Below are 24,182 nucleotides of genomic sequence, written 5' to 3' on the forward strand. Positions count from 1 at the left end.
GGGTTCTATTTCAAACGGCTTTACCCTCAGATACCCTCGCCATGCATATGACCCTCATGGGTCAGCGTCGCGATAAAGCGCTTGGTGCGTTCCTGCTTCGGCTGGGTGAAGATGTCGTGCGACGTGCCGGTCTCCACGATCACGCCGCCATCGAGCACGATGGCCTGGTTGGCGATGCGCGAAGCCAGGCGCAGATCATGCGTTGCCATGACCATGGTCGTTCCCTCACGTGCGAGTTGGGCAAGCACATCGACGACTTCACCCGAGAGTTCAGGATCGAGCGCCGATGTCGGCTCGTCGCAGAGCAGGATTTTCGGCGACGGGGCAAGCGCGCGCGCAATTGCGACACGCTGCTGTTGCCCGCCGGAGAGGGTTGACGGCCATACCTCCGCCTTGTGCGCAAGGCCAACCTTGTCGAGCAGCGCCATGGCCCGCTCCCGCGCCTTCTCCTTCGGCCACTTCAGAACGGTCGTCAGTCCCTCCGTCACGTTCTCGATCACGGTGCGATGTGGAAACAGCTGAAAGTTCTGGAACACCATGCCCGAATGCCGGCGCACCAGCTGAATGGACTTGGTGGTCACCTTGACACCGGGCTGGAAATCCAGCCTGTCACCATCGATCTCCACCGAGCCGGAGGTGGGAATTTCCAGCAAATTCATGCAGCGCAGCAAGGTGCTCTTGCCACCGCCGGAGGGTCCGACAAGCGCCATGACCGAGCCCTCGGCAATGCTCAGAGACACATTCTTCAGCACGGTCAGATCGCCGAAACGCTTCTCGATATGCTTCAGTTCAATCATCATGACCGTGCCTCCAGAAATCCGCCATAACGATTGAGACGCTGTTCGAGCCGCGCCTGCAGGGAAGAAAGGACAGAGCTCAGGATCAGATAGATGATCGCCGCTTCCACATAGAGGATCAACGGCTCATAGGTGGTGGCAACGATGCGCTGCGCCGCCTGAAACATTTCAGGCACGGTAATGGCAGCAGCCAACGATGTATCCTTGACGAGGGAAATGAAGGTGTTCGACAGCGGCGGCACCGCCACACGCGCCGCCTGCGGCAGGATGGTGCGGCGCATGGCCTGCGACCAGGTCATCCCGATGGAATAGGCTGCCTCCCACTGCCCGCGCGGTACGGATGAAATCACGGCACGCAGGATTTCCGACGTATAGGCGCCGATATTGAGGGTGAAGCCGATCAGAGCCGCGGTGAAAGCGTCGAGCACGATGCCGGCACTGGGGAGCCCGTAGAAAATCAGGAACAGCTGCACCAGCAGCGGCGTGCCGCGGATGATCCAGACATAGAACTTGACGATGGCCACGAAGGGCCAGGCTGCAAACAGCCGGACGAGTGCCGCGATCAAACCGACGGTCAGCCCGAGGACAAAGGACAAGAGCGTCAGCGGAATGGTGAAAATCAGCCCGGCCCACAGGAGCGGCCCGAGCGATTCAAGCATCAGTGTCAGCCAATGGGACAAGGCTGCATCTCCCTCAAAAGAAAAGGCAGGGAGTGTGATCCCCCTGCCCTGTTAGAGCGTACTTTTTTCCGGGCGTAAACAGCCTTACTTCGAAACGTCCTGGCCGAAATACTTGTCGGCGATCTGCTTGTAAGTCCCGTCAGCCTTGATGGTTACAAGCGCCTTGTTGATGGCGGCAAGCAGGTCCGGTTCACCCTTGCGGATGATGATGCCGGAGAAATCGGCATTGTCCTGAGTTGCAGCGATTTTCACATTGGCGTCCGGCTTGTGCTTCTTGAAATCGAGGAAAGACAGGCTGTCATTGACCGTCGCATCGGCACGGCCGCTGAGCAGGAGCTGGATCGACTGGTCAAAGCCATCGGTGCCGACAAGCTCCGCGCCATTGCTCTGGGCGATCTTGCCGAAATTGCTCGACAGCGACTGGGCCGACTTCTTGCCCTTCAGATCGGCAAAAGACTTGATGTCCGTGTTGTCACCCTTGGTGATCAGCACGGCCTTGGAGGCGATGTAGGGCTCGGAAAAATCATACTTCGCCTTGCGCGCTTCGGTGATGCCGACCTGGTTGATGACCGTGTCGTAGCGCTTGGCATCGAGCCCGGCGATCAGGCCATCCCACTTGCCTTCGAGAAACTCGGCTTTCACACCAAGGTTCTTGGCAATGGCTTCGCCGATTTCCACATCGAAGCCAACCAGCTTGCCCGCGGTGTCGTGATAGGTGAACGGCGCATAGGTGCCTTCCGTGCCGATTTTGAGCACGCCGGCCGTCTTGATCTGTTCAAGGTTGGATTGCGCCTGCGCCTGGGTTTGCATCGGCACAATTGCCAGAGCCTGCAGAGCGCCAACGACGAGTAGGGATTTGAGCCAGTTCATTTTTTGTTTCCATCCTGAGTTTCCAAGCCTTTCGGCGGATGATTGGAAAATGTCACTTTGTCCTAAGCATGCACAGGCACTATTCGCTGTCATCAAACGCGAATTTGTGAATTTAATACCACGAATACCCGATACAAGGAAAAATAATTCCTCGCCTGAAAGACCGGCAGAGCCATGTTTGCACGTCAGGCCGCCGGATCGATCCTTTGCCCTGTTGCCGGGTTGAAAACGTGCACGTCACTGGCCCGGATTCCGATGCGCATGGTGTCCCCCGGCTTGCGGTCCGTCCGGCCCATCGCATAGATGCAAACCTGCACATCAGCCAGGATCGTGTAGAACTGTGTCGACAGCCCCAAAGGTTCGATGACCTGGATCTTGACTTCCAACGCGTCCGAACTGCCGACTTCGATGTTTTCCGGGCGGATACCGAGGGTTATCCGCTCGCCGTCCTCGATGGGCAGTTTTGCATTGAGGGCAATGGTCTGGCCATCACCGAGGCGCGCCTCAACCGTGGCATCGCTGCGGTTGACCACTGCCGGCAGGAAGTTCATGCCGGGCGATCCGATAAAGCCTGCCACAAAGAGGTTGGCCGGATGGTCGTACAGTTCGAGCGGTGTGCCGACCTGCTGAATCACCCCGTCATGCATCACCACGATGCGGTCGGCCATGGTCATGGCTTCCACCTGATCGTGGGTGACATAGACGGATGTCGTCTTCAGCTGCTGATGCAGCGCCTTGATTTCCGTGCGCATGTGCACACGCAATTTTGCGTCAAGATTGGACAATGGCTCATCGAAGAGAAACACCTGGGGATCGCGCACGATCGCGCGGCCCATGGCCACGCGCTGGCGCTGGCCGCCGGAGAGCTGGCGCGGCAGGCGCTGCAGGAAGACGTCGAGACCGAGCCGCTTGGCAGCCGCCCCGACGCGGTCGAAAACCAAATCCTTGGCGGTTTTGCGCAATAGCAGGCTGAAGCCCATGTTGGATGCCACATCCATATGCGGATAAAGCGCGTAGGACTGGAACACCATGGCGATATCGCGATCCTTCGGTGCGACGTCGTTGACGACACGCTCGCCGATACGGATTTCCCCGGCGGAGATTTCCTCCAGCCCGGCGATCATGCGCAGCAGGGTCGACTTGCCGCATCCGGACGGGCCGACGAGCACCACGAACTCGCCATCGGCAATGGAAAGGTCCACCGCTGACAACACATTCATCGCGCCATAGTTTTTCTGAACATTGGTAATGGTGACGGAAGCCATGAGCTTATCTCTTTCGATTATCCCTTGACGGCACCGGCGGTCAGGCCGGTCACGAGGTAGCGTTGCAAGAAGCCGAAGAACAGGCAGGCCGGTATGAGCGCCAGCACCGAGGCCGCCATCATCTGCCCCCAGTCGACAGCAAACTTGCCGATGAAGGTGAGCAGGCCGACGGCAAAGGTTTTCTGGCTGTCGCTGCTGATCAGCATGAGGGCGAAGAGCAGTTCACTCCATGCAGCGGTGAAAACAAAGCCGAGCGTCGCGCCCATGCCCGGCAGGGTGAGCGGAATGATGACCCGGCGCAGCGCCTGGCTGCGGCTGCAGCCATCGATCATCGCCGCCTCCTCCAGGTCCTTGGGGATGCCATCAAAGAACGACTGCATCAGGAAGGTGGCGAAGGCGATGTTGAACGCCGTGTAAATGATGATCAGCCCGGTCAGACTGTTGGTCAGCCCGAGCTCACCCATGATGCGATAGATCGGCGGAATGACCATCACCAGCGGGAATGTCTGCGTGAGCAGCAGGGTCACGGCCACAGTGGTTTTGCCGCGGAATGAAAAGCGTGACATGGCGTAGCCTGCCGCAGAGGCAATGACGGTGACGAGCACGGCTGTTATGACAGAGACAATCACGCTGTTAAGGAAATAACGCGGGAAGTCTGTTGCACGCAGTACGGTCTTGTAGTTCTCCCAGGTCGCAGACGACGGCCACAGCGTGATGCCTTCGGAATACAGGAGTGATTGCGGGGTGACGGAAATCTTCAGCGTCCAGAACAGCGGAAACAGCGCGAAGATGACGTAGGCGGCAACGGCACTATAAAGACCGATGCTTCCTAAAATTCGGGCTCTACGAGAACGACCGGCAATCATCAGGAATACCTCACAAGCGAGCGGCGGATGCGGATGAGCACAACCGCATAGAGGATGAGAAGTGCCAGGAGCAGCACGGCAACGGCCGAAGCATAGCCTTTGTCCAGGGTCTTGAACGCGCTGACATAGATGTAGGTCGCCACCGTATTGGTCGAACCGGCCGGGCCACCCTCCGTCATGACGTAGATGAGATCGGCGAAAGTGGCGATCCAGATCGTCCGCAGCATGACGGTGATGGCGATGGTCGGCGCCAGGAACGGCAGCGTTACCCTGGTGAAACGCTGCCACGGGTTTGCGCCATCAATCGCCGCCGCTTCATGCAGCTCCGATGGAATGGATTTCAGCGCCGCCAGCAGGGTAATGGCGAAAAACGGCACGCCGAACCAGACATTGGCGATGATCGGGCCCCACATGGCGGTGGCGGGATCGGAAAGAATATTCGTGGGTTCGGACTTGAGCCCGAGCGCAAAAAGCCAGTGCGGCAACGGGCCGACAATGGGATTGAACAGCCAGGCCCAGGTCAGGCCGGAGAGGAAAGACGGCACTGCCCATGGCAGGAAGACAATCGCCTGCACGACCTTCTTGCCGAAAAACGGCCGGTCGAGCAGCAGAGCCAGCCCCAGTCCGAGAAAGAACTGGAGAAACAGGCTGGCAACCGTCCACCACAACGTGTTCATCAGGGCCTGTCCGAGAACCGGGTCGGACAACAAGGCCTTGTATTGGGCCAGCCCGACATAGTCCGACTTGAACGCCGAGAACTTGCGGAAGGAATAGCTGACGCCGAAGATCAGCGGAACCACCAGAACGACAAGCAGCAGGACAAGCGCCGGACTGAGATAAAACCACGGCTCGAAAGCAGCGCTGAAGCGGCGCTTGCTGCTTGCCCTTCTCTCCTGTTGCGGCGTCAGTGCCGCGGTGGATTGCATTGCCATGTTTCTGGCCCCTCTTTTGCAAACAGTTCCCCGTCCCTCGCCACCGGATTCCCGGATTGGCGAAAGTCATGAGAAAAATGCCCTGGCGTTGTTGGCGCCAGGGCATCCGGTCGAGTTATTTCTTGTTCTTGGCCATCCAGGCCTGCTGCTGCTCGGTCAGGAATGCAGACCAGTCATCCGCAACCTGCTTGGCTGTCTTCTGGCCAAGCAGCACTTCCTGGAAATTCTTCACCGATACGGAATCATAGAAGTTGCCGAGATTTTCCAGATGCGTCGGCGGTGTCACGAACTCGAACGTCTTCGGATCGCTCAGCTCCTGGAACCAGCCCTTGAAGCTTTCCGAGCCGAAATAGGGATCCTTGTCCGCACCGTTGTGGATCGGCAAGACACCGACATTCTTGGCGAATTCCAGATTGTCTTCCGGTGCCAGCAGCGTGCCCATCAGCTTCCAGGCATCATCCTTGACCTTGGAGTTGGCAAACATGGCCCATCCGGCATAACCGAGTGTCGGATAGGACTTGCCGCTCGGTCCGGTCGGCATCGGCGCCACGCCGAAATCTTCCTTCTTCATCTTCTCGGCAATACCGATCAGAGCATCCGGGTCCTGGTCGAGCATAGCGCATGTGCCGGAGTAGAAGCCGGTGACGATTTCATTGAAACCCCAGCTGACACTGTCCTTCGGCGCATAGCCCTTCTTGTAGATCTCGGCGAGCATTTCGAGACCTTTGACCGAGCCCGGCTCGTTCAGGGTCGCCGTGCCATCGGCATTGAAGTACGCACCCTTGCCATTGGCAATGTTCATGAACATCTGGACGCCATTGAAGCCGCCGGGACCGCCGCGCAGGCAGTAGCCATACTTGCCCTTGATCGCGGAAATCTTCTTGTTGGCTTCCATGAATTCATCGAGCGTCTTTGGCGCTTCCTTGAGCCCGGCTTCGGCAAACAGCTTCTTGTTCCAGAACATGGCGCGGACATAATAGCCGTAGGGGATCATGTACTGCTTGTGGTCGACCACGGAACCGAACTGCTTCGCACGCTCGCCGAGCGTACCGCCGTCCTTCCATTTCGCAACATAGGCTCCAAGATCTTCGAGCTGGCCATTGTTGGCATAGAGCCCGAGCCAGCGTTCCGGCATTTCGACGATATCGGGCGTATCACCCGCCTGAACCATCGTCAGGAATTTTTCGAAAGCCTGTCCCCAGGGCAGCGAGACCAGTTCCACCTTGACTCCCGGATTGGCCTTCTCGAAGCCCGCGATCTGCTTTTTCAGCAGTTCCGTGCGCGGCGGACTGGTGATCACTTCGACCATCTTGATGGTCGTGTCAGCAAAGGCTGACGATACGGTCATGGCCAATGCCGCCATGGCACCGGCGAGAAATGTTCCCATTCTTTTTTGCATTTTATGCTCCCACTTGGTTTTCTGATTAGCGTTTTGCTTTGTCCAGGGCATTCACAAGGTCGGCCCAGAGCTCCTCTACATTTTCAAGTCCCACATGCAGACGGATGGTTCGCGGGCTGACACCGAAGCGCCCGATGGAATTGGCGTCTGGCGTCTGCTGCAACGAGGCCATCGCCGGAACGACAAGACTCTCGTGACCGCCCCAGCTGACGCCGATGCGAAACAGCTTCAACGCATCGACAAACGCCGGCACGTCGACATCCTCGGTCACCTCGAAGGAAAACAGCCCGGTGTATCCCGTAAGCGTTGCCTTACCAGGATGGTTGGAATAGGCCGGGTGAATGACGCGCTCGACATCATCCCGCCCTTTCAGCCGTTCCGCGATGGTCAGGCCGCTCTTCATGTGGTGCGGCAGGCGCAAGGTCAGCGTGCGCAACCCGCGCAGCAACAGCCATGCCTCAAAGGGCGACAGCTTTGCGCCGAGATAGGAATAGGTGCGGCCGTTGATGCGGTCGATCATTTCACGCGATCCGGCCACCACGCCGGCCACGGTATCGCTGTGCCCGCCGAGATATTTCGAGGCCGAATGCAGAACAAGATCAATGCCATGGCTGATCGGCTTCTGGAACAGCGGCGTCGCATAGGAATTGTCGATGGTGGTGACGACACCATGCTGCTTGGCCAGTTGCGCGTAATGGGCAATATCCTGCAGCTCGAACATCATGGAGCTGGGGCTTTCCAGATAGAGCAGCCGGGCGCCGGGAAGTGCTGCGGCAACCGCATCCGGATCGGAACCGTCGACATAATCGACCTTGATGCCGAGATGCGGCAACAGGCGCTCGAACAGGCGGTAGGCGTCGCCATAACAGTTGCGCACGGCGACGATCCGATCCCCTGCCCCGACAAAGGCCAGCACGGTGGCGCTGATCGCGCCCATGCCGCTGGAGAATGCCCGGGCGGCCTCCGCGCCTTCCAGCGCGGCGATCTTGCTTTCAAATTCCATGACTGTCGGATTGTCGCCGCGTGAATAGATCGGCTGGCGTTTGCGGCCGGCAAAGGTATCGGCCATATCCGCATAGTTCTCGAAGGTGAACAGCGATGTCTGATAGATGGGCGGAACGACAGACCCGCCGGGAAATGGCTCGTCATGGGCAAGCAGCGTCGCCGCCTCTGCCATCAGGTCCTGATCATAGAAAAAGGGATTGTCGTTCATGTCTTGCTCTGTTTCCTGAGATTTGCAGCGCCACGTCGAAGGTCATCTTCAACCGTGGCGATCAGTTTCAATGCCTCGGCGCGCGCGCCTACGGGATCACGGGCCGCGATGCAGTTGAAAAGGGTACGGTGATAGGGAAAGCTGGCATGACCAAAGTCGCGCACGCCAAGCGGATGCTCCCAGAACCGGTGAAACATTTCATACATCGCGGCAATGATCTGTTCGAACAGCGGATTCCCCGATGTCTGGAAGATCGCCAGATGGAAATCCCAGTCTTCCTCCGAAGACATACCGGCGCGGGCATGAAAGGCTTCTTCCATGACGACCAGTTTTTTCTCGATAAAGGCGATGTCGTCATCGCTTGCCCGCTCGGCGCACAGAACGGCCGCTTCCGCCTCGAGCCCGCGGCGAATTTCCAGCGTATGCATCAGGCTGTTGAAATCATTGCCGGACGGCAGTGTCAGCGGCATATGCAGCATGTTGCGGGTCACGGCGGAGCGCAGATAGGTTCCGCTGCCCTGCCGCCGCTCGACAAGTCCGAGTTCCTGCCAGCGTGTCAGCGCTTCACGCACGGTCGTCCGGCTGACTTTCAGATATTCCGCCAGCAGCCGCTCCGTCGGCAGGCGGTCTCCCGGCTTCAACCCTTCGCTGGCAACGAAATCCACCAATGCATTCAGCACCGCGTCGTCGCGCGATGATGTCTGCACTGGTGAAAGAATCGGGTTGATCACGAAATGCCCTGCTTAATTGGTTGGACCATTGTGCCAATTCAGCATGGAAGCGCGCCCTTGTCAAATGGCGGTTCAAATTTTTTTGAACGCCATGGCCGCGAGGTGGCAACCGGAAAAGACGCAACGCCCGCGGCGCTGCGTCTTCGCTCCCCGAACGATAACCGAAGCGGCTACACCAAGCCCTGGCTGGCTGGATCGACCGGCCCGCGGAAGGACGTGCCGGTGATCTCATCCAGCAACAGCATGTCATTGTGGGCGCGGCCGGGCCGGATCATCGGGAAACAATTTTCCAGTCTGGCGACCCGGCAATCAAGCAGCACCGGCCGTTTGACGTCGATCATTTCCTGGATCGCATCATCCAGCGCATCGGGTGTGTCGCAGCGCAGGCCGACGGCGCCAAACGCTTCGGCCACCTTCACGAAGTCGGGCAAGGCTGCCGAATAGGAGTGCGCGAGACGGTTGCCGTGCAAGATCTCCTGCGATTGCCGGACCAGCCCCATGTGCTCGTTGTTCAAAATGAATACCTTGACCGGTGCGTCGTACTGGATCGCCGTCGACAACTCCTTCATGGTCATCTGGATCGATGCATCCCCGGCAATATCGATCACGAGGCTGTCGGGATGGGCGATCTGCACGCCGATCGCGGCCGGCAGGCCATAGCCCATCGTGCCAAGCCCGCCCGACGTCATCCAGCGGTTGGGGCTCTCCACGCCGTAGAGCTGCGCCGCCCACATCTGATGTTGCCCCACTTCCGTGGTGATGTAGGTATCGCGATCCCTGGTCAGCGCATGAAGACGCTCGAGCGCGTATTGCGGCATGATGGCTGCGTGGTCCATCGCGTAGGAGAAGGATTCGCGGGCCCGCCACTGATTGATCGTCTGCCACCAGTCCCGCAGCCGTCGCTGATCCGGCTGAACCGGCAGAGCCCGCCAGAGACGCAGCATCTCGCTGAGAACACGGCCGACGTCGCCCCGAATGGCAATGTCGGCAGTGACGATCTTGTTGAGGGACGCAGGATCAATATCGATGTGGATTTTCTTCGATTTCGGCGAAAAACCGTCGATACGCGCTGTTACGCGGTCATCAAAACGCGCACCGATGCACAGCATGACATCACAATCGTGCATGGCCATATTGGCCTCATAAGAGCCGTGCAGACCCGGCATCTTCAGCCAGTTCGGCCCCGATGCCGGATATGCGCCAAGCCCCATCAGCGTCGAGGTGACGGGAAAGCCGGTCAGCGCGGCAAACGCACGCAGCGAGACTGATGCCGCCGGTCCGGATCCGATCACGCCGCCGCCCGTATAAATGACGGGCTTGCGCGCTTTCGCCAGAAGCGCGAGTGCTGCCTGTATCTGTGCATCATCACCCGCTGTCGTCGGACGATAGCTTTCCCTCTCCTCGACCGCAGATCGGGCAGTATAATAACCGCTGGCAAGCAGGATATCCTTCGGCATATCCACCAGCACCGGTCCGGGACGCCCTGACCGCGCGATGCGGAAGGCCTCGTGGATGGTGGCGGCCAGATCGTTGACGTCGGTGACCAGCCAGTTGTGCTTCGTGCATGGCCGCGTGATGCCGACGGTGTCGCATTCCTGGAACGCATCCGAGCCAATCAGCGTGGTCGCCACCTGTCCGGACAGGCACACGATGGGAATGGAATCCATCAGGGCATCCTGCAGAGGCGTGACGGAATTGGTCACGCCCGGTCCCGATGTGACCAGCATGACGCCAACCCTGCCCGTCGAACGGGCATAGCCTTCCGCGGCATGACCGGCTCCCTGCTCATGGCGCACCAGTATGTGCCTGATCGCGTTTTGCTGGAAGATCTCGTCATAGATGGGCAGCACCGCCGCCCCCGGATAGCCGAAAATATGTTCGACCGCGTTGTCACGCAGTGCCTCGAGAACGATCTCTGCCCCGGTCATGGGCGCACGCGCGGATTCATGGGTGTATTTGCCTGTCATGGCAGTTCCTTGTTGCAATGGTTGGAAAGGGCGGGTTCGACGGGGCTGCCGGGGAAATTAGGGCGTAAAAAAAGCCCCGTCAGGAGCCTGTTTGCCGCGCATGGGTGCTTAACGCCGGATGGTCAAACCATCCTGCCCATGCGCGATCGCACCACCACGAGAACCATTGCAATTTTCATAACCAATTTTACTAACCGGTAATGGGCGGGCCGTCAACGCCGCTGTCGGGCACATGCAGCATAGGCACATGGAGCCTGGGCGCATGCGGCTTGGACGCATGCCACCGCTGCGGGCCTGTCCTGTGCACAACCAGTTTTCCACGTCTTGTCAAAACTGAAATATTAGAATATTTATATTTCAATTGAGATTTTGGCTTGCGAAACGCCAGGGGAAATCCGTCAATACGAATGGGATAATTGCCAGAAGCGACGGGCGACAACCGCAGGACAAAAGGACAGGCAGCATGCTCACGGACGACAGAAAAACCAATGACACCGATAGAAAGCGCGACCGGACGCATCCGCTTTCATCCTCGCAGACCGCCTATGTGCAACAGCGCGCGGCGACACCGCGTGCGGCAACCCATATCTACAAGGAACTGCTCGAGGATATCATTTCCCTCCGCCGCAAACCGATGGAGCCTGTCTCCGAGAAGGACATCGCGGCGCATTTCGGCGTCAGCCGCACGCCCGTCCATCAGGCTGTCCTGCGGCTCGCCGATGACGGCCTGATCGATATTTTTCCGCAATCGGGAACATTCGTGGCACGCATTCCGCGCCGCGCGCTTTACGAAGCCATTCTCATCCGCAAATCGCTGGAAGAGACGACCGTAAGGCTTGCTGCCGAACAGGCCGACGCCGCCGATATCAAGCGTCTTGAGGCCAGCATCACCGAACTAACCCTGGCTGAAGCCGTCCCGGATAACGAACTTTTCCATCAGGCCGATACGAGTTTTCATTTGCAAATCAATGCCATAGCTGGGTTTCCTGGCATCTGGAATGTCATCCAGCAGGTGAAGATGCAGATCGACCGCTATCGGCGTCTGACCCTGCCGCAACGCGGCCGCCTGACCCGCGTCATTGTCGAGCACGAAGCCATTCTCGACGGTATCCGCCGGCACGACACCGCGCATGCGGTCGAAGCCATGGGCTTTCATCTCGGGCAAATGCTCAACGAGGTGAAGGAGATGCGCAATATCAACCCCAGTTACTTCATCGACGACGAATGATGCGCGGACGGGCGCAATACAGAAAACACACAAAGGTAAGACATGAAAATCGAAGTCAGACAGGTTTCCCATCCCGACGCCGTGCGTGCCTACGGCACGGACGATTTGCGCCGCCACTTTCTGATTGAAAGCATTTTTGAAACCGATGAAATCGTACTGACCTACAGTCATGTCGACCGTCTCGTCATTGGCGGTGCCCTGCCCGCCAGCAAACCGCTGACATTGACGGCACCGACGCCGATCGGCCAGGAATTCTTCCTTGCCCAGCGCGAAATGGGTGTCATCAATATTGGCGGCAGCGGCCGTGTGACACTGGATGGCGCCGTTCACATCCTCGATCCGCGGGATTGTCTCTACATCGGCAAAGGCGTGGCGGACGTGGTGTTCGAAAGCGCCGATCCGGCGAACCCGGCAAAATTCTATCTGCTCTCGACGCCGGCCCACGCCGCCCATCCGAGCACGCTCATCAGGCCGGAACGGGCGAAGCATATCCAGTTGGGTGACCAACTGACCTCAAACAAACGCACGATATTCCAGTACATTCATCCCGAGGTCTGCGACAGCTGCCAGCTGGTGATGGGCCTGACCCAGCTTGATCCCGGCAATATGTGGAACACAATGCCCGCGCACACCCACGACCGGCGCTCCGAAGCCTATCTCTATTTCGATCTCGCCAACGATCAGCGCGTATTCCACATGATGGGAGACCCTTCCGAAACGCGTCATCTCGTCGTTGCCAATGAACAGGCGATCATCTCGCCCGGCTGGTCCATCCATTCCGGCGTCGGCACCTCCAACTACGCATTCATCTGGGCCATGGGCGGCGACAACAAGAGCTTCACGGATATGGATCATATCCCCATCGGTGCGCTGCGGTGACATCGGTGACACAGCCTTTTGATCTTTCCGGCAAAATTGCCATCGTTACCGGCGCCAATACCGGCATTGGCCAGGGCATCGCGGTCGCGCTTGCCGAGGCAGGTGCATCCATCGCCGCGGTTGGCCGCTCCTCCATGGACGAAACCCGTTCCTTCGTTGAAAAAGCGGGTGCAGGTTTCCATGAAATAAGAGCCGATCTCGGCACCATCGCGCCGGTCGCCTCCATTGTCGAGGAAACACAAAAAGCCTTCGGGCGAGTGGATATCCTCGTCAACAACGCCGGTATCATCCGCCGCAATGACGCCGTCGACTTCACGGAAGCCGATTGGGACGCCGTCATGGACACCAATCTCAAATCGGCTTTCTTCCTCGCCCAGGCCGCCGGCCGGCACATGATTGCCGCCGGACAGGGCAAGATCATCAATATTGCATCACTTCTGTCGTTTCAGGGCGGTATTCGCATCCCCTCCTACACCGCTTCCAAGAGCGGGCTGGCCGGAATCACCAGACTCCTGGCATGCGAATGGGCCGCGAAGGGCGTCAACGTCAATGCCATCGCCCCCGGCTATTTCGTCACCAACAATACGACGGCGCTCCGGGACGATCAGGACCGCAGCGCCCAGATTCTGGCCAGAATCCCGGCTGGCCGCTGGGGTAATCCCTCGGATATTGGCGGTGCGGCGGTGTTTTTGGCTTCCCGTGCCTCCGATTACGTCCACGGAACCGTGCTGCCCGTCGACGGCGGCTGGCTGGCACGATAGAGCGGGAAGAGTGCCATGAATTACCAGTTTGATTTCGAAGCGCTCCTCCCCTACTGGCAAAGCTTTCTTCAGGGCGCGGTCACGACAATCGAGATGACGGTTGTCGCGGTGGCCATCGGGCTCGTCATCGGGGTTCTCTGCGCCATCGCGCGGCGCAGCGCCTATCCCTGGTTGCGTCTCGCCGTCGGCATCTACATCGAGATCGTCCGCAACACGCCGTTCATCGTCCAGATATTCTTTATTTTCTTCGGATTGTCATCGATCGGCCTGACCATGCCGGTGTTTTTCGCCTCGGTTTTCGCCATGGTGATCAATGTCGGAGCCTATACCGCCGAAATCGTGCGGGCGGGCATGGAGGCGGTGCATCCCGGCCAGATCGAAGCAGCCGAAGCGCTTGGGCTCTCCCGTTTCCAGATTTATCGCGACATCATCCTCATGCCGTCGATTGAACGCGTCTATCCCGCCCTGACCAGCCAGTTCATCCTGATGATGCTGTCAACGTCGATCACGTCACAGATATCGGCGGAGGATCTGACTGGTGTCGCCAACAATATCCAGTCCTACACCTTCCGCTCATTCGAGACCTACATCGTCATCGCCGCGATCTATCTCGTCATCACCTATCTGCTGCGCTTCGGATTTCACGCGATAGCACTCGCGATCTTTCCGCGCCGCCGCAAGCTGGGAACACCCCTGTGAGGACGCTGCCATGACCGACGGTTTCACCATAAATCATCTCGTTTACCTACTGCACGGGCTCGTCTGGACTGTGGTCCTTTCCGCACTCGCTTTTGCGCTTGGCGGCGTCGCGGGGTTCTTTGTCATGCTCGCACGCACGTCAACGATGCGCTGGCTGCGACGGCTGTCCCTCGTCTATGTCCAGATCATTCAGGGAACGCCGCTTCTCATTCTGATGTTCGTCATCTATTTCGGCCTCGGCGTCATTGGCATTGAATTGCCGCCGCTGATGGCTGCCGGTGTCGGCATGATGATCTATTCCAGCGCCTATCTCGGCGAAATCTGGCGCGGATGCGTCGAATCCGTGCCGCGCACCCAGTTTGAAGCCGCCGAATGCCTCGCCCTGACCCGGTGGCAAGTGCTTGTGGATGTCATCCTGCCGCAGGCCATGCGCATCGCCACCCCGCCAACCGTGGGTTTCATGGTCCAGCTCGTCAAGAATACCTCGCTGGCATCCGTTGTGGGCTTCGTCGAGCTGACTCGTGCCGCACAAGTCATCAACAATTCGCTTTTCCAGCCCTTTCTCATCTTTGGCATCGCCGCCGCGTTCTACTTCTGCGTCTGCTATCCGCTGTCGGTCTGGAGCCGTTCTCTCGAGAGGAAACTGAATGTCGGCCGCCGTTAAACTCCATGAAGTGATCAAGCGTTTCGGCTCCGTCGAAGTTCTGAAAGGCGTATCCTTCGATGTGGCACCGGGAGAAGTGGTGGCGCTCATCGGTCAATCCGGCTCGGGCAAGAGCACCGCGCTCCGCTGTATCAACCGGCTTGAATCCATTCAGGGCGGGAGCATCGAAGTCTGCGGGCACCGCGTGGAATCGCCGGAGCTGAATATCCGGACGTTGCGCCAGGACGTGGGCATGGTGTTTCAGAGCTACAATCTGTTTCCGCACATGAACGTGGCGGAAAACATCACGCTCGCGCTGCGCCGCGTCAAGAATATCGGCCGCGCCGAGGCGTTCGAGACGGCAAAATCCGTTCTCGCCAAGGTTGGACTGATCGAGAAAATCGAAGCCTATCCCGAACAATTGTCCGGCGGCCAGCAGCAGCGCGTGGCGATTGCCCGATCGCTCGCCATGCAACCCAAAGTGATGCTGTTCGACGAGGTGACCTCGGCGCTGGATCCGCAACTGACGGGCGAAGTTCTGCGTGTGATGGAAGATCTGGCCAAGGGTGGAATGACCATGATCGTCGTCACCCATGAAATGGCCTTTGCCCGCAAGGTCGCCAACCGCGTCATTTACATGAATACCGGCCGGGTCTGGGAGACCGGTACCGGTGACATGCTCGTACGGCCGGAAACGCAGGAATTGAAGGAGTTTCTGGCAAACGGCCTGTGACTGCAAATCCGGTCAAAACCGGCGTGACTGAATCAACTGGGAGAGAGAACATGAAAACGATGATGAAAGTGGCAGCCGCCGCAGCGGCACTCATGATAGCCGCAACGGTGGCGCAAGCTGACGTGCTGGAAAATATCAAGAAATCCGGAAAGGTGCGCATTGCTGTCGCCATGGGCAGCCCGGAATATTCCTATGTCGACAGCGATCTGAAGGCGACAGGCTCCGATGTCGAAACCGCCCGGCTCATTGCCAAAGACCTCGGCGTCAAACTGGATCTGGTCGAGATTACCAATGCCGCCCGTGTACCGACCGTCCAGACCGGAAAGGCGGATATGGTCGTCTCCGCACTCGGCATTACCGAAGAGCGCAAGAAGGCCATCGATTATTCCGTTCCCTATGCCACGCTCAGCTTGATTGTCGCCGCGCCCAAGAGCGTCGAGATCAAGAATTATGCCGATCTCGCCGGCAAGCGCATCGGTGTTACCCGCGCCACGACAAATGACATGGACATCACCCAGAATGCGCCCGGTGCGCAGATCGTACGCTTCGAAGACGATGCGACCTTGATCACCGCCGCCGTATCCGGTCAGGTCGACATCATCTCCAGCCAGTCGGCTGTGCTGGGCGGCCTGAACAAGAAACGCACCAGCAATCCGCTTGAACTCAAATTCACCCAGAAGGAAACCAATCTGGGCATCGCTCTGCCGAAGGGCGAAAAACCGTTGCAGGATTGGCTCAACAACTGGGTAAAGACCAATTTCGCCAATGGAACGCTGCGGACTGTTTTCAAGGAGTTCCACAACCGCGATTTGCCTGACGATCTCACCTCTCGTTGATCTGAGGCGCAAAAATGCTGGATCAGGGGTGCTCGCGCGCCCCTTTTCGCTGTCCGCACCTATGCCCTCCCCTCACCATTGAGCGCCTTGATCACCGGAATAACCGAATACTGGCCAATTTCGGCCCTGTCGGTCAGCGCGCGCAGATATCCGCCGGGTGAGCGAATTTCGCCGGCCCGCTCCAGTATTGCGGCAATGGTGATGGAAGCGTTGATATCCCCCATAGTTTCACGCGCCCTTTCCCAGGCATCCGGCGAAATACCGAGCATGGAGCGGACCAGACCGGCGGTCTGCATCAGATCACGCCAATCCCCGATATCATTGCGGGCATAATCCCGGATTTGCGGGCAGGCTTCCAGGACGGCGCCCAACGGCAGCGCCGCAGTCTTCACCGGCCCGGCGGCCAAATCCCCCGGCCGGATATCGCTGTGCTGCGCCCGTTTCAGTTTGGCATCCAGCAACCGCTGGCGCATTTTTGACATTGCCTGGCTGCGCCCGGCTTCCGCCTTGCGGTCTTCTTCCGTTTCAGCATCCCCGTTACCTGCAGTTTCAGGCGCTGCCGTTCGTTTCTGGCTTTTTTCGGAAGCCCTTTCAAAATGGTGGTCTATATTTGAATTCTGAATATGGTGCTCAGAAGAAGAGTCAGTGCCGCTCATTTCTTCGTTTGAAAGTGTGTCGAGATAGGCTTTTTCGACCTTGCTGCGCAGATCCGCAAGCGCGTCCCGCCTTGTTTTCATGGTCTCCAATGGCAGATGCCGGCTGACCCGCCCCGAGAGGGCTGCCAGTTCATCTGCATAGGTTTCCCACGCGCCTGGGCGTTCCTCGCTCAGTCCAGCATCAATGGTCTTGGAGACATCGCGCAGATGGATGGTGATTTCGCTGCGGACGCGATGAATGGCGCGCTCCATGTCCCGTGCCGCGGCCGCATGTTCCCTGATTTCATCGGCACGCAGTGCCAGGGGCGACAGGTCGAACCCGAATGCGTGCTCGATTTCCCCGCCTTCCCCGCGCCGGACATAGCGTTTGCCGTTCGGGCTGTCGCGCCGGATGATCAATCCCGCTTCCACCAGCGCGGCAAGATGCCGGCGAATGGTCGCGGACGACATGCCACGCGTGCGCATGGATAGCTCCGCATTGGACGGAAACACGACCAGCGGTGCGCTTCCGTCGAGCAAGGTCTCGGGATAGAAGCTCAGAAGCGCCTCCAGCACGGCAATGGTGCGATCCGACAGGAAGAAAGCCGCGCGCGCCTGCGTCAATTCCCGCAGCAGCGCCCATTTTTCCGGGTGATTGGCATCGCTACCGGCCAGCTTTTCACGGGCACGGGCTGTCTTTTCCTGCACTGCGAACATGGCATGCGACAGCGATCGCCCGCCAAACGGCGTCGTTGCAAAACGATCAGTCATTTTCTCTACCTCAAATTGAGGCAAGGGAAAGGTGTTGCCGGAACGCGTCCAACGCTTGACAAGTCAGGTAGGAAGTGATTCTCTAAAATTGCTACATTGAAGAGGGCTTCCGGAGCGGTAACGTTCTGGGGGCCTTTTTTCTTGCCGTTGTTCCTTCTCTTTGTTCTTTCCGTTCAACGCTTACACAAAACCAGAATAACGCCCGTCTCAGGCTTTTTGCCCGCTCCTGTAGCGCTGCAAAAGCCCGTCTAGCTCGCCAGCCACAAACTCCACGAACCCCTCGGGAACCGTGTCGGCAAAACTGATCGACCGCTCCTTTTTGCTGTTCAGAAGCTGGGCGATGAAATCACCATTGCCGTCGCGTATATGCCTTGCCGCTGCAGGATCGGCTTTGGCTGCCGCAGCTGGCCTGTTGAGCTCCAGCAGCCGCTCGAATACCGCTTCAAAGCGGCCGTCACTGCCCAGCAGCTTGAAATGGTCCTGCTGCACAATCGCCTGCGCTGCCGTTCGGCCATCCGGCTTCTTCAACAGATCAGCCAGTTTGACCCAGCGCGGCCGGCCGATTTTGGGTGCGGGGCCAATGGCCTGCAAAATCGGTTTCGGAATGGCATCCACGACCTGGAGGTAGCGGGTCATCTCGGCTTTGTGCAAAGCCAGGGCATCCTGCACCACCGACCGGCTGAAACCGCGGTCAATCAGGTTGCGGGCAAAGAAAGCCCGTTCGATAAAGGAGAGATCGCGCCGTTCGGCATTTTCCTTGCCCTGCGCCACCACAAGCTGGGCATCGCTCAGCTCACGGACGATCGCCTGCACCGGCAGCTTGAGTTCCGCCGCCGCCCGCAGACGGCGATGGCCGTAGGCGGTCTGGTAGTACCCCCTCCGCTCCGGATGCGGCCGGACGAGAATGGGAACCTGCTGGCCATTCAGCTTGATGCTCTCGACCAGTTCCCTGAACGTCTCGTCAAGGCCGAAATCGTGGCTCAACCGGTCTTCGACAAAAGAATACTCAATAAGCTGGGGATCAATCTCGATGACCCGTTCCGCTCCCTCGAGACTTTCTCTAATCTTACGGGCATCCTCCAGCTCACGCGAGATACCGCCGAGCGAAAGGCCCATAGCCTTGATGGCACCGGACGCCGTGCGCTGCTTCGGTTGCTCAGAAGGAGGAGTGTTGTCCATCGGAGCCGTATTGAGCGGCGTCGGCTCCGGCTGGGGAGCCGTATCCACCGTTCCGAAAAGCGCTTTGAGTTGATCCCTGCGGTTCTTGTCAGTCATGTGCTTGCCTCACACAGGCCGGTTCCAGGCTTTGAAAATCAGGCCCTGGATTTCAGCATTGACGGAGGACAGCGATTCAATGGCCCGGTCATAGGTTGCCCGAGTGAAACTGTCGCGTGAAACTTCATAAAGCGTCTGCTTGGTAAGGCCGGCGTCGGAAAACGCCGTCGATTTCACCACGGCCGATGTCAGCACGCGATCGCCGAAGAGCGAGCGCAGGAAGCCGGCAATCTGCTGCTGCGGCGCGTCATTGGGCTCAAAGCGGGTGATGAGATAGCGCATGAAATCGAAATTGAGTTCGCCGCCCGCCTCGCGCACCACGGCCAGAAGATCCGCCGTCATGAACAGGAACTGGCTCATGGATGCCACATCGAGCATCTGCGGATGCACCGTGACGAGAACCGACGTGGCAGCGCAAAGCGCCGACAGCGTCAAAAAGCCGAGCTGCGGCGGGCAATCGATGACGACCACGTCGTAATCATCCGAGATCGTATCCAGCGCCGCCTGTACCCGGGCAAAGAACAGCTGCTGTTCGATGCTCTGCTGCGCGCCATGCTGGCGGTCGGCGAGCATTTGCGGTGTGGTGTGCTCGAATTCCTGCAACTCGAGATTGCCGGGAATAAGATCGAGCCCGTCAAAATAGGTCTTGCGGATGATATCGCGCATCAGGCGCCGTTCGCCGTCATAGCGAATGGCCCCGTAGAGCGTGTCATTGCCGGTCAGATCGAGTTCCGGCTGGTAGCCGAACAGTGCCGACATCGATGCCTGAGGGTCAAGATCGACTGCAAGGACGCGAAACCCGGCCATGGCGAGGTGCTGGGCCAGGTGTGCGCTCGTCGTGGTCTTGCCGGAACCGCCCTTGAAATTGGTGACCGCAATCACCTGCATATGTTCGTTGGCCGAGGGATCGCGATGCGGCAGATAGGTTCTGGCCTTCGGGCCGCCGGCGTCAGCGAGATGATGGCGCAGCGCATTGATCTCGGCGAGCGAGTAAAGCCGGCGTCCATTGGCACCGGTTTCCGGCTGGGGCCCCTCGCCGGCAATGGAAAGCTGGCGCAGATAGCCGTCGGAGACACCGATGAGCTTTGCCGCCTCGCCGCTGGTGAATTTGCGCAGGGCCTTCTGGGCTGTAGGCGGAAACAGTCGGTTGCGCATCGCCTGCAACTGTGCCGACAGCATTTCTGCGTCGGCAGCGATGGCCCGGTCTGCGGTCAAGGCAGCGGATGGCTGTGGCACAGCCGCCAATTGCGCGCCATCCGGTTGAGTTGTCTGTACCGCATTCATCATAGTCACGTATCGTTCCTGTGCGCCTGTTCAATAGAATCGCATCAGCGCAGGATGAGGATGCGCCGATTCGACAGAAATACCAAAAAGGGTAACGCTGGCTGGTGATTTAACGCTGCTAAACAGCACTAACATTCAGATTTACGTGTAACGCTTATATCGCAGGATACCCCTTAAAACCGTAAGTAAACTGCTGAAAGAACCGAGTCGCGTCAAGCACTTTATAGTTAACGCAAATTAACCATTAAGGCAGCGCCCCGTTTGAAAGCACGGATCACTGTTATGTGTGAATCGGCGTGCAAAAATTGGACGCCGATCGGGGACAGTTTTGGAGGCCGTTTGACACCCTGACGACGGACATGGAGGATCACGTCAAAAGGCAGATCATGCCGCCGTGGCTCCATGGACAAACCCTGGCCTCGCATTCTACTGTGGCCGTCACGGGCACGCACCACATGAGTCGGACGCGGGCCGCGGTTTCAGTCCAAAGGGAAAAACATGCGCATTCGGTCGATGATGATGGGGGCAGCTGCCTTGGTGGCGGTTGGAGCGTTCGCTGTGCACGCGCAGGCCGAAGGGTTCGAAAACATCGTGCTGTCCGCAAGCAAGGACGCGAACGAGACGCAGGCGACATTTGCGCGGGATACGGCCAAGATTTTCCTCTCCGCCGACCTGACCGACGAGGTGGCCTCGGGATCAAAGCTAACCGTCAGCTGGATTTCGGTGGATTCGGGCGGTGTCGCGCCGGCGAACTACAAGATCGACGAGGCCAGCTTCGAAATCGGCAAGATCGAAAATCATATCGACGCCTCGATTTCCAAGCCGGACGCCGGCTGGCCTGTCGGCACCTATCAGGTGCAGATCGCCGTTGACGGCACGATGAAGGAATCGGTCGACTTTTCCGTAAAGTGACCGGCGCGCGCCAGGTGGCCCTACTCCACGAGTAGGGCGTCGCCGCCCGCCGTCGACTGTGGCGCGAGAAGAACGCGCTTCGGATTTACTTTCAATGCGGGCAAGCCTTACTGGTCCAGCCCATTGAAGACAGTGTGTATTATTAATTGCGATTGAGGTCCCGAGTTGGGCTTGTTCTCATCCTGCGCAGGAAGCTCAACCTCATCCGAAACTGTGTACAGACAGCTTATATTTGTCGCCAGAATGCCTGGGACGCCAGTCTGCGGCGGCGTTCGGTAAACGCAACAGCGAGAATGACCGAGGCGATTGTCGTGGCACCGACGGCGAGCAGGTAAAGCCACGGCACCGACATGGTTTCCGGTGGCGGATCAAAAACACCCGTCAGCATCCTGATGAGAATACCAGCCGTTATCACGCCCGTAACAAGACCGAATGCCAAACCTCCAAGCAGAATGATGGCGGCCTCGCTCCACAGGAATGCCGCGAGTTGGGCTGGCTTGACCCCGATTGCGTTGAGAATGGCATAGTCGCGACTTCGGTCAATAAAACCGAGGGCAAGCATGAGCCCAGCCGAGACAATCGCCATGATGAGCGCGAACACCAGTTCAATCGAGGTCAAGCCGCGAAGGTCGACGGCGGTAAGGCTGGAGCCAATCAAACGGCTGACCGAGCCAATATCCACGATTTTCAACGATGGGAACGAGCCTAGTGATACGCTGGCCGCGCGCGCGACAGCTGCCGGATCGATACTTGTACGCAGCAGCACATATTCGGCGGTCGCGTTGCCGGTAATTTTTGAAACATAGTCCATGTTTACGACCAAAAACGAATCTTTCGGCGCAGTGGGAAACTCCCTTACCACGCCGATGAATTTAAACGGGTAGGCATGATATTGATGGTCGGCCGCGTTTTGCAGGCGCAGGTTTATCGTGTCACCCGTTTTGAGCTGAAAGTCCCTTACCGTTTCCTCTGACACGAGAACCCCGTCTGGCGTTTTCAGGAGACTGGCCAGATTGTCGGCGGCAGTTCCCGTAGAGAAAAAGGCGTCGGACAGTTTCGTTGCAGCCTGAATGCGTGCGGGATCGATTCCATATAAATCCTGCAAATCCATGCCGACATAGGCGAAGCGATGCTGCATGGGACGCGCTACCGTGACGCCTGGAATGGATTCCAATTGCGCCAATTGGCTCCCCGCAGGTTGCAATGTCGTGCCAAAAACCGTGACGTCAGAGCCGTTCGTCAGTTCGGCATCCACATGGGCCTGCTCGTTGAAGGTGCGATTGAAAACCGCCGTGGAGGTTGCAAACGACACCGCCATTGCGACCATGGCAATTGCGAGCGTCAATCGCCCGGCTTGTCGTGAAAGCGAGGACGATACAACCTTCGTCATCGACCCACTCACAGGCATGACCATCGCGCGCAATATTGCACCATTTCCACGAATGATGAAGCCGCAGATGCGAACACAGAAAAGCGCAGATCCAAGCCAAAACAGGATCGGAGCGGCGAATGCCGTATAATCGACGGCGGTCGCTGCAACGCCTTCCGTTGCCAGAACGACCTGGTAGCCATGTGCCGCCGAATGCCAGAAAATAGCTGCTGCCGACAAGATCAGCACGACGTCTGCATAGAATTGCTGCCAAAGCGGCATCGCAGCGGGTTCGACTGCTTTTCGGGCAAGCTGAACGGTTCGAAGCCGGGCCGCATTCCAGGCGGGAAGAATGACCGCTGCCAGGGATAGCAGCATGCCAAAAGCCGCCAGAGCCACGAACAGAAACACGTGCGATAAGCTCAGCGGCACATTTCCCAAGAACGTTCTGGTCAATAGGAATGCCAGGATCACTCCGCCGATGACACCCAATGGACCAACAACAAACGCCTCCATCGCCGTCAACCAGAGGATTTGACGCATTGATGCACCGCGAACGCGCATTTGAGCTTGTTCACGTTTTCTGCGACCGGCACCTGAAGCGGTAATGGCAAAAGTCAGCATCATTGAAAGCAGTATTCCCGGCACTCCAAGAAACAGAAACAAAACGCGGGCATAGAGGGCATCGCCTCGCACCGCATCCAGCCGTGCTCCAAGATTGTTGGCAAGCAACGCCGAACCTGCAACCCGGGCTTCAAGATGACGGCCGGCACCAGTGACGTAAGCATAGGCGGCATCAGGGTTTGCAGGTAATTCTGCGTGCGAAAGCTTCGCATGGAACTGCAACTTGATGCTACCGGGAGAAGCTTCTTCCTGTTGTCCGAAAATATCTTTCCAAATATTCAAGGGAAGTATCAAGACATTGTCGGGAGGCGCCTGTGGGGCCGATTGGGGTGGCAAACCTATCGATTGGAAAAGTGAATCCGCGTCAGGCAAATCGACAATGCGGTCGATTTTTAGCGTCGCGGGCGACAAACCGATGCGATGGATCGTAACAACATCACCTGGCCTAACGTGGAGATTTGATGCTGTCTGCTGGGTTATCATCGTACCGCCATTTGGCGCTGACAATGAGCGGATTTCGGCAGGGAAGCTTTGGAGATAGGCGGCGTCAAATGCGAGCACCTTTCCCGGCCCGGTGGTTTGGGTGGTTCCGTCAGTCGTGGCTTCCAGGCCGGTCACGCCTGCAAAATGCGCCTCCCCCATAGCGGCAACCCTTGCGGATTCAGCAATCGCTTTCTTTATCTCTGCCTTATCGGCTGTAGCCAGAACTTCGACCTGCCAGTCAATCGGAACGCCTGCAATCGCTCTCCTGGTCATCGTTTGGGCGCTGGAAGAAAGAAAAAGGCCGAGACAAGCGATCAAGCCGACTGTCCC

Annotated in this window: 22 protein-coding genes; 8 read left to right on the forward strand and 14 right to left on the reverse strand. The window is 58.3% G+C overall.

Annotated features, from left to right (window positions below):
• Positions 1–26: 26 nt before the first annotated feature.
• The 10 genes from ACZ25R_RS03960 to ACZ25R_RS04005 form a co-directional block, all read right to left on the reverse strand.
• Positions 27–797, reverse strand: a complete 771-nt coding sequence (locus tag ACZ25R_RS03960; RefSeq protein ID WP_223616076.1) for an amino acid ABC transporter ATP-binding protein — start codon at positions 795–797, stop codon at positions 27–29.
• Positions 797–1,477, reverse strand: coding sequence for an amino acid ABC transporter permease (locus ACZ25R_RS03965; RefSeq protein WP_288193239.1), 681 nt, complete (start codon positions 1,475–1,477; stop codon positions 797–799). Before ACZ25R_RS03965 ends, ACZ25R_RS03960 begins: the two co-directional genes overlap by 1 nt.
• 84 nt (positions 1,478–1,561) lie before the next feature.
• Positions 1,562–2,347, reverse strand: a complete 786-nt coding sequence (locus ACZ25R_RS03970) for an amino acid ABC transporter substrate-binding protein (protein WP_346308429.1) — start codon at positions 2,345–2,347, stop codon at positions 1,562–1,564.
• 185 nt (positions 2,348–2,532) lie between these two features.
• The gene (locus ACZ25R_RS03975) at positions 2,533–3,612 is read right to left on the reverse strand and encodes an ABC transporter ATP-binding protein (protein WP_472460106.1); all 1,080 of its coding nucleotides are present in this window, start codon (positions 3,610–3,612) and stop codon (positions 2,533–2,535) included.
• A 17-nt stretch (positions 3,613–3,629) separates the two neighbouring features.
• Positions 3,630–4,478: a carbohydrate ABC transporter permease gene (locus ACZ25R_RS03980; protein WP_472460107.1), complete on the reverse strand. Its 849-nt coding sequence runs from the start codon at positions 4,476–4,478 to the stop codon at positions 3,630–3,632.
• Entirely contained in the window at positions 4,478–5,404 is a 927-nt protein-coding gene (locus tag ACZ25R_RS03985) for a carbohydrate ABC transporter permease (RefSeq protein ID WP_374042717.1), read from the reverse strand. The genes ACZ25R_RS03980 and ACZ25R_RS03985 overlap by 1 nt, the downstream gene beginning before the upstream one ends.
• Before the next feature lie 121 nt (positions 5,405–5,525).
• The gene (locus ACZ25R_RS03990; RefSeq protein WP_403181574.1) at positions 5,526–6,809 is read right to left on the reverse strand and encodes an ABC transporter substrate-binding protein; all 1,284 of its coding nucleotides are present in this window, start codon (positions 6,807–6,809) and stop codon (positions 5,526–5,528) included.
• Positions 6,810–6,834: 25 nt separating this feature from the next.
• Positions 6,835–8,022, reverse strand: coding sequence for a PLP-dependent transferase (locus tag ACZ25R_RS03995; protein WP_464664708.1), 1,188 nt, complete (start codon positions 8,020–8,022; stop codon positions 6,835–6,837).
• Complete coding sequence (locus ACZ25R_RS04000; protein WP_374042715.1) at positions 8,019–8,753, reverse strand: FadR/GntR family transcriptional regulator; 735 nt, start codon at positions 8,751–8,753, stop codon at positions 8,019–8,021. Before ACZ25R_RS04000 ends, ACZ25R_RS03995 begins: the two co-directional genes overlap by 4 nt.
• A gap of 170 nt (positions 8,754–8,923) precedes the next feature.
• The gene (locus ACZ25R_RS04005; RefSeq protein WP_472460108.1) at positions 8,924–10,720 is read right to left on the reverse strand and encodes an acetolactate synthase 3 large subunit; all 1,797 of its coding nucleotides are present in this window, start codon (positions 10,718–10,720) and stop codon (positions 8,924–8,926) included.
• Positions 10,721–11,183: 463 nt separating this feature from the next.
• On the opposite strand from ACZ25R_RS04005, the gene ACZ25R_RS04010 reads away from it, so the two are divergent.
• Genes ACZ25R_RS04010 through ACZ25R_RS04040 form a run of 7 tightly spaced genes read left to right on the forward strand, consistent with a single transcriptional unit; the run spans position 11,184 to position 16,499 of the window.
• The gene (locus ACZ25R_RS04010; RefSeq protein WP_464664706.1) at positions 11,184–11,948 is read left to right on the forward strand and encodes a GntR family transcriptional regulator; all 765 of its coding nucleotides are present in this window, start codon (positions 11,184–11,186) and stop codon (positions 11,946–11,948) included.
• 42 nt (positions 11,949–11,990) lie between these two features.
• On the forward strand, positions 11,991–12,827 hold the full coding sequence (gene kduI, locus ACZ25R_RS04015; RefSeq protein ID WP_472460109.1) for a 5-dehydro-4-deoxy-D-glucuronate isomerase: 837 nt from the start codon (positions 11,991–11,993) through the stop codon (positions 12,825–12,827).
• Between the two features lie 5 nt (positions 12,828–12,832).
• Positions 12,833–13,588: a 2-dehydro-3-deoxy-D-gluconate 5-dehydrogenase KduD gene (gene kduD / locus ACZ25R_RS04020; RefSeq protein WP_472460110.1), complete on the forward strand. Its 756-nt coding sequence runs from the start codon at positions 12,833–12,835 to the stop codon at positions 13,586–13,588.
• Positions 13,589–13,603: 15 nt separating this feature from the next.
• Complete coding sequence (locus ACZ25R_RS04025) at positions 13,604–14,287, forward strand: amino acid ABC transporter permease (protein ID WP_346305019.1); 684 nt, start codon at positions 13,604–13,606, stop codon at positions 14,285–14,287.
• A 10-nt stretch (positions 14,288–14,297) separates the two neighbouring features.
• Complete coding sequence (locus ACZ25R_RS04030; RefSeq protein ID WP_105733670.1) at positions 14,298–14,951, forward strand: amino acid ABC transporter permease; 654 nt, start codon at positions 14,298–14,300, stop codon at positions 14,949–14,951.
• Positions 14,935–15,663: an amino acid ABC transporter ATP-binding protein gene (locus ACZ25R_RS04035; RefSeq protein ID WP_472460111.1), complete on the forward strand. Its 729-nt coding sequence runs from the start codon at positions 14,935–14,937 to the stop codon at positions 15,661–15,663. Before ACZ25R_RS04030 ends, ACZ25R_RS04035 begins: the two co-directional genes overlap by 17 nt.
• 50 nt (positions 15,664–15,713) lie before the next feature.
• On the forward strand, positions 15,714–16,499 hold the full coding sequence (locus ACZ25R_RS04040; protein ID WP_472460112.1) for a transporter substrate-binding domain-containing protein: 786 nt from the start codon (positions 15,714–15,716) through the stop codon (positions 16,497–16,499).
• Positions 16,500–16,558: 59 nt separating this feature from the next.
• Here the strand turns inward: ACZ25R_RS04040 and repC are convergent, their stop codons facing one another.
• The 3 genes from repC to repA all read right to left on the reverse strand — a co-directional run bounded on the left by repC (position 16,559) and on the right by repA (position 20,473).
• The gene (gene repC / locus ACZ25R_RS04045) at positions 16,559–17,905 is read right to left on the reverse strand and encodes a plasmid replication protein RepC (protein ID WP_472460113.1); all 1,347 of its coding nucleotides are present in this window, start codon (positions 17,903–17,905) and stop codon (positions 16,559–16,561) included.
• Between the two features lie 207 nt (positions 17,906–18,112).
• On the reverse strand, positions 18,113–19,180 hold the full coding sequence (repB, locus tag ACZ25R_RS04050) for a plasmid partitioning protein RepB (RefSeq protein ID WP_472460114.1): 1,068 nt from the start codon (positions 19,178–19,180) through the stop codon (positions 18,113–18,115).
• Between the two features lie 9 nt (positions 19,181–19,189).
• Complete coding sequence (gene repA / locus ACZ25R_RS04055; RefSeq protein WP_404928898.1) at positions 19,190–20,473, reverse strand: plasmid partitioning protein RepA; 1,284 nt, start codon at positions 20,471–20,473, stop codon at positions 19,190–19,192.
• A gap of 489 nt (positions 20,474–20,962) precedes the next feature.
• On the opposite strand from repA, the gene ACZ25R_RS04060 reads away from it, so the two are divergent.
• On the forward strand, positions 20,963–21,376 hold the full coding sequence (locus ACZ25R_RS04060; RefSeq protein WP_472460115.1) for a hypothetical protein: 414 nt from the start codon (positions 20,963–20,965) through the stop codon (positions 21,374–21,376).
• Positions 21,377–21,602: 226 nt separating this feature from the next.
• Here the strand turns inward: ACZ25R_RS04060 and ACZ25R_RS04065 are convergent, their stop codons facing one another.
• Positions 21,603–24,170, reverse strand: coding sequence for an FtsX-like permease family protein (locus ACZ25R_RS04065; RefSeq protein WP_472460116.1), 2,568 nt, complete (start codon positions 24,168–24,170; stop codon positions 21,603–21,605).
• Between the last annotated feature and the right edge of the window lie 12 nt (positions 24,171–24,182).

It is taken from the genome of Phyllobacterium sp. RCAM01083, from assembly GCF_055685835.1.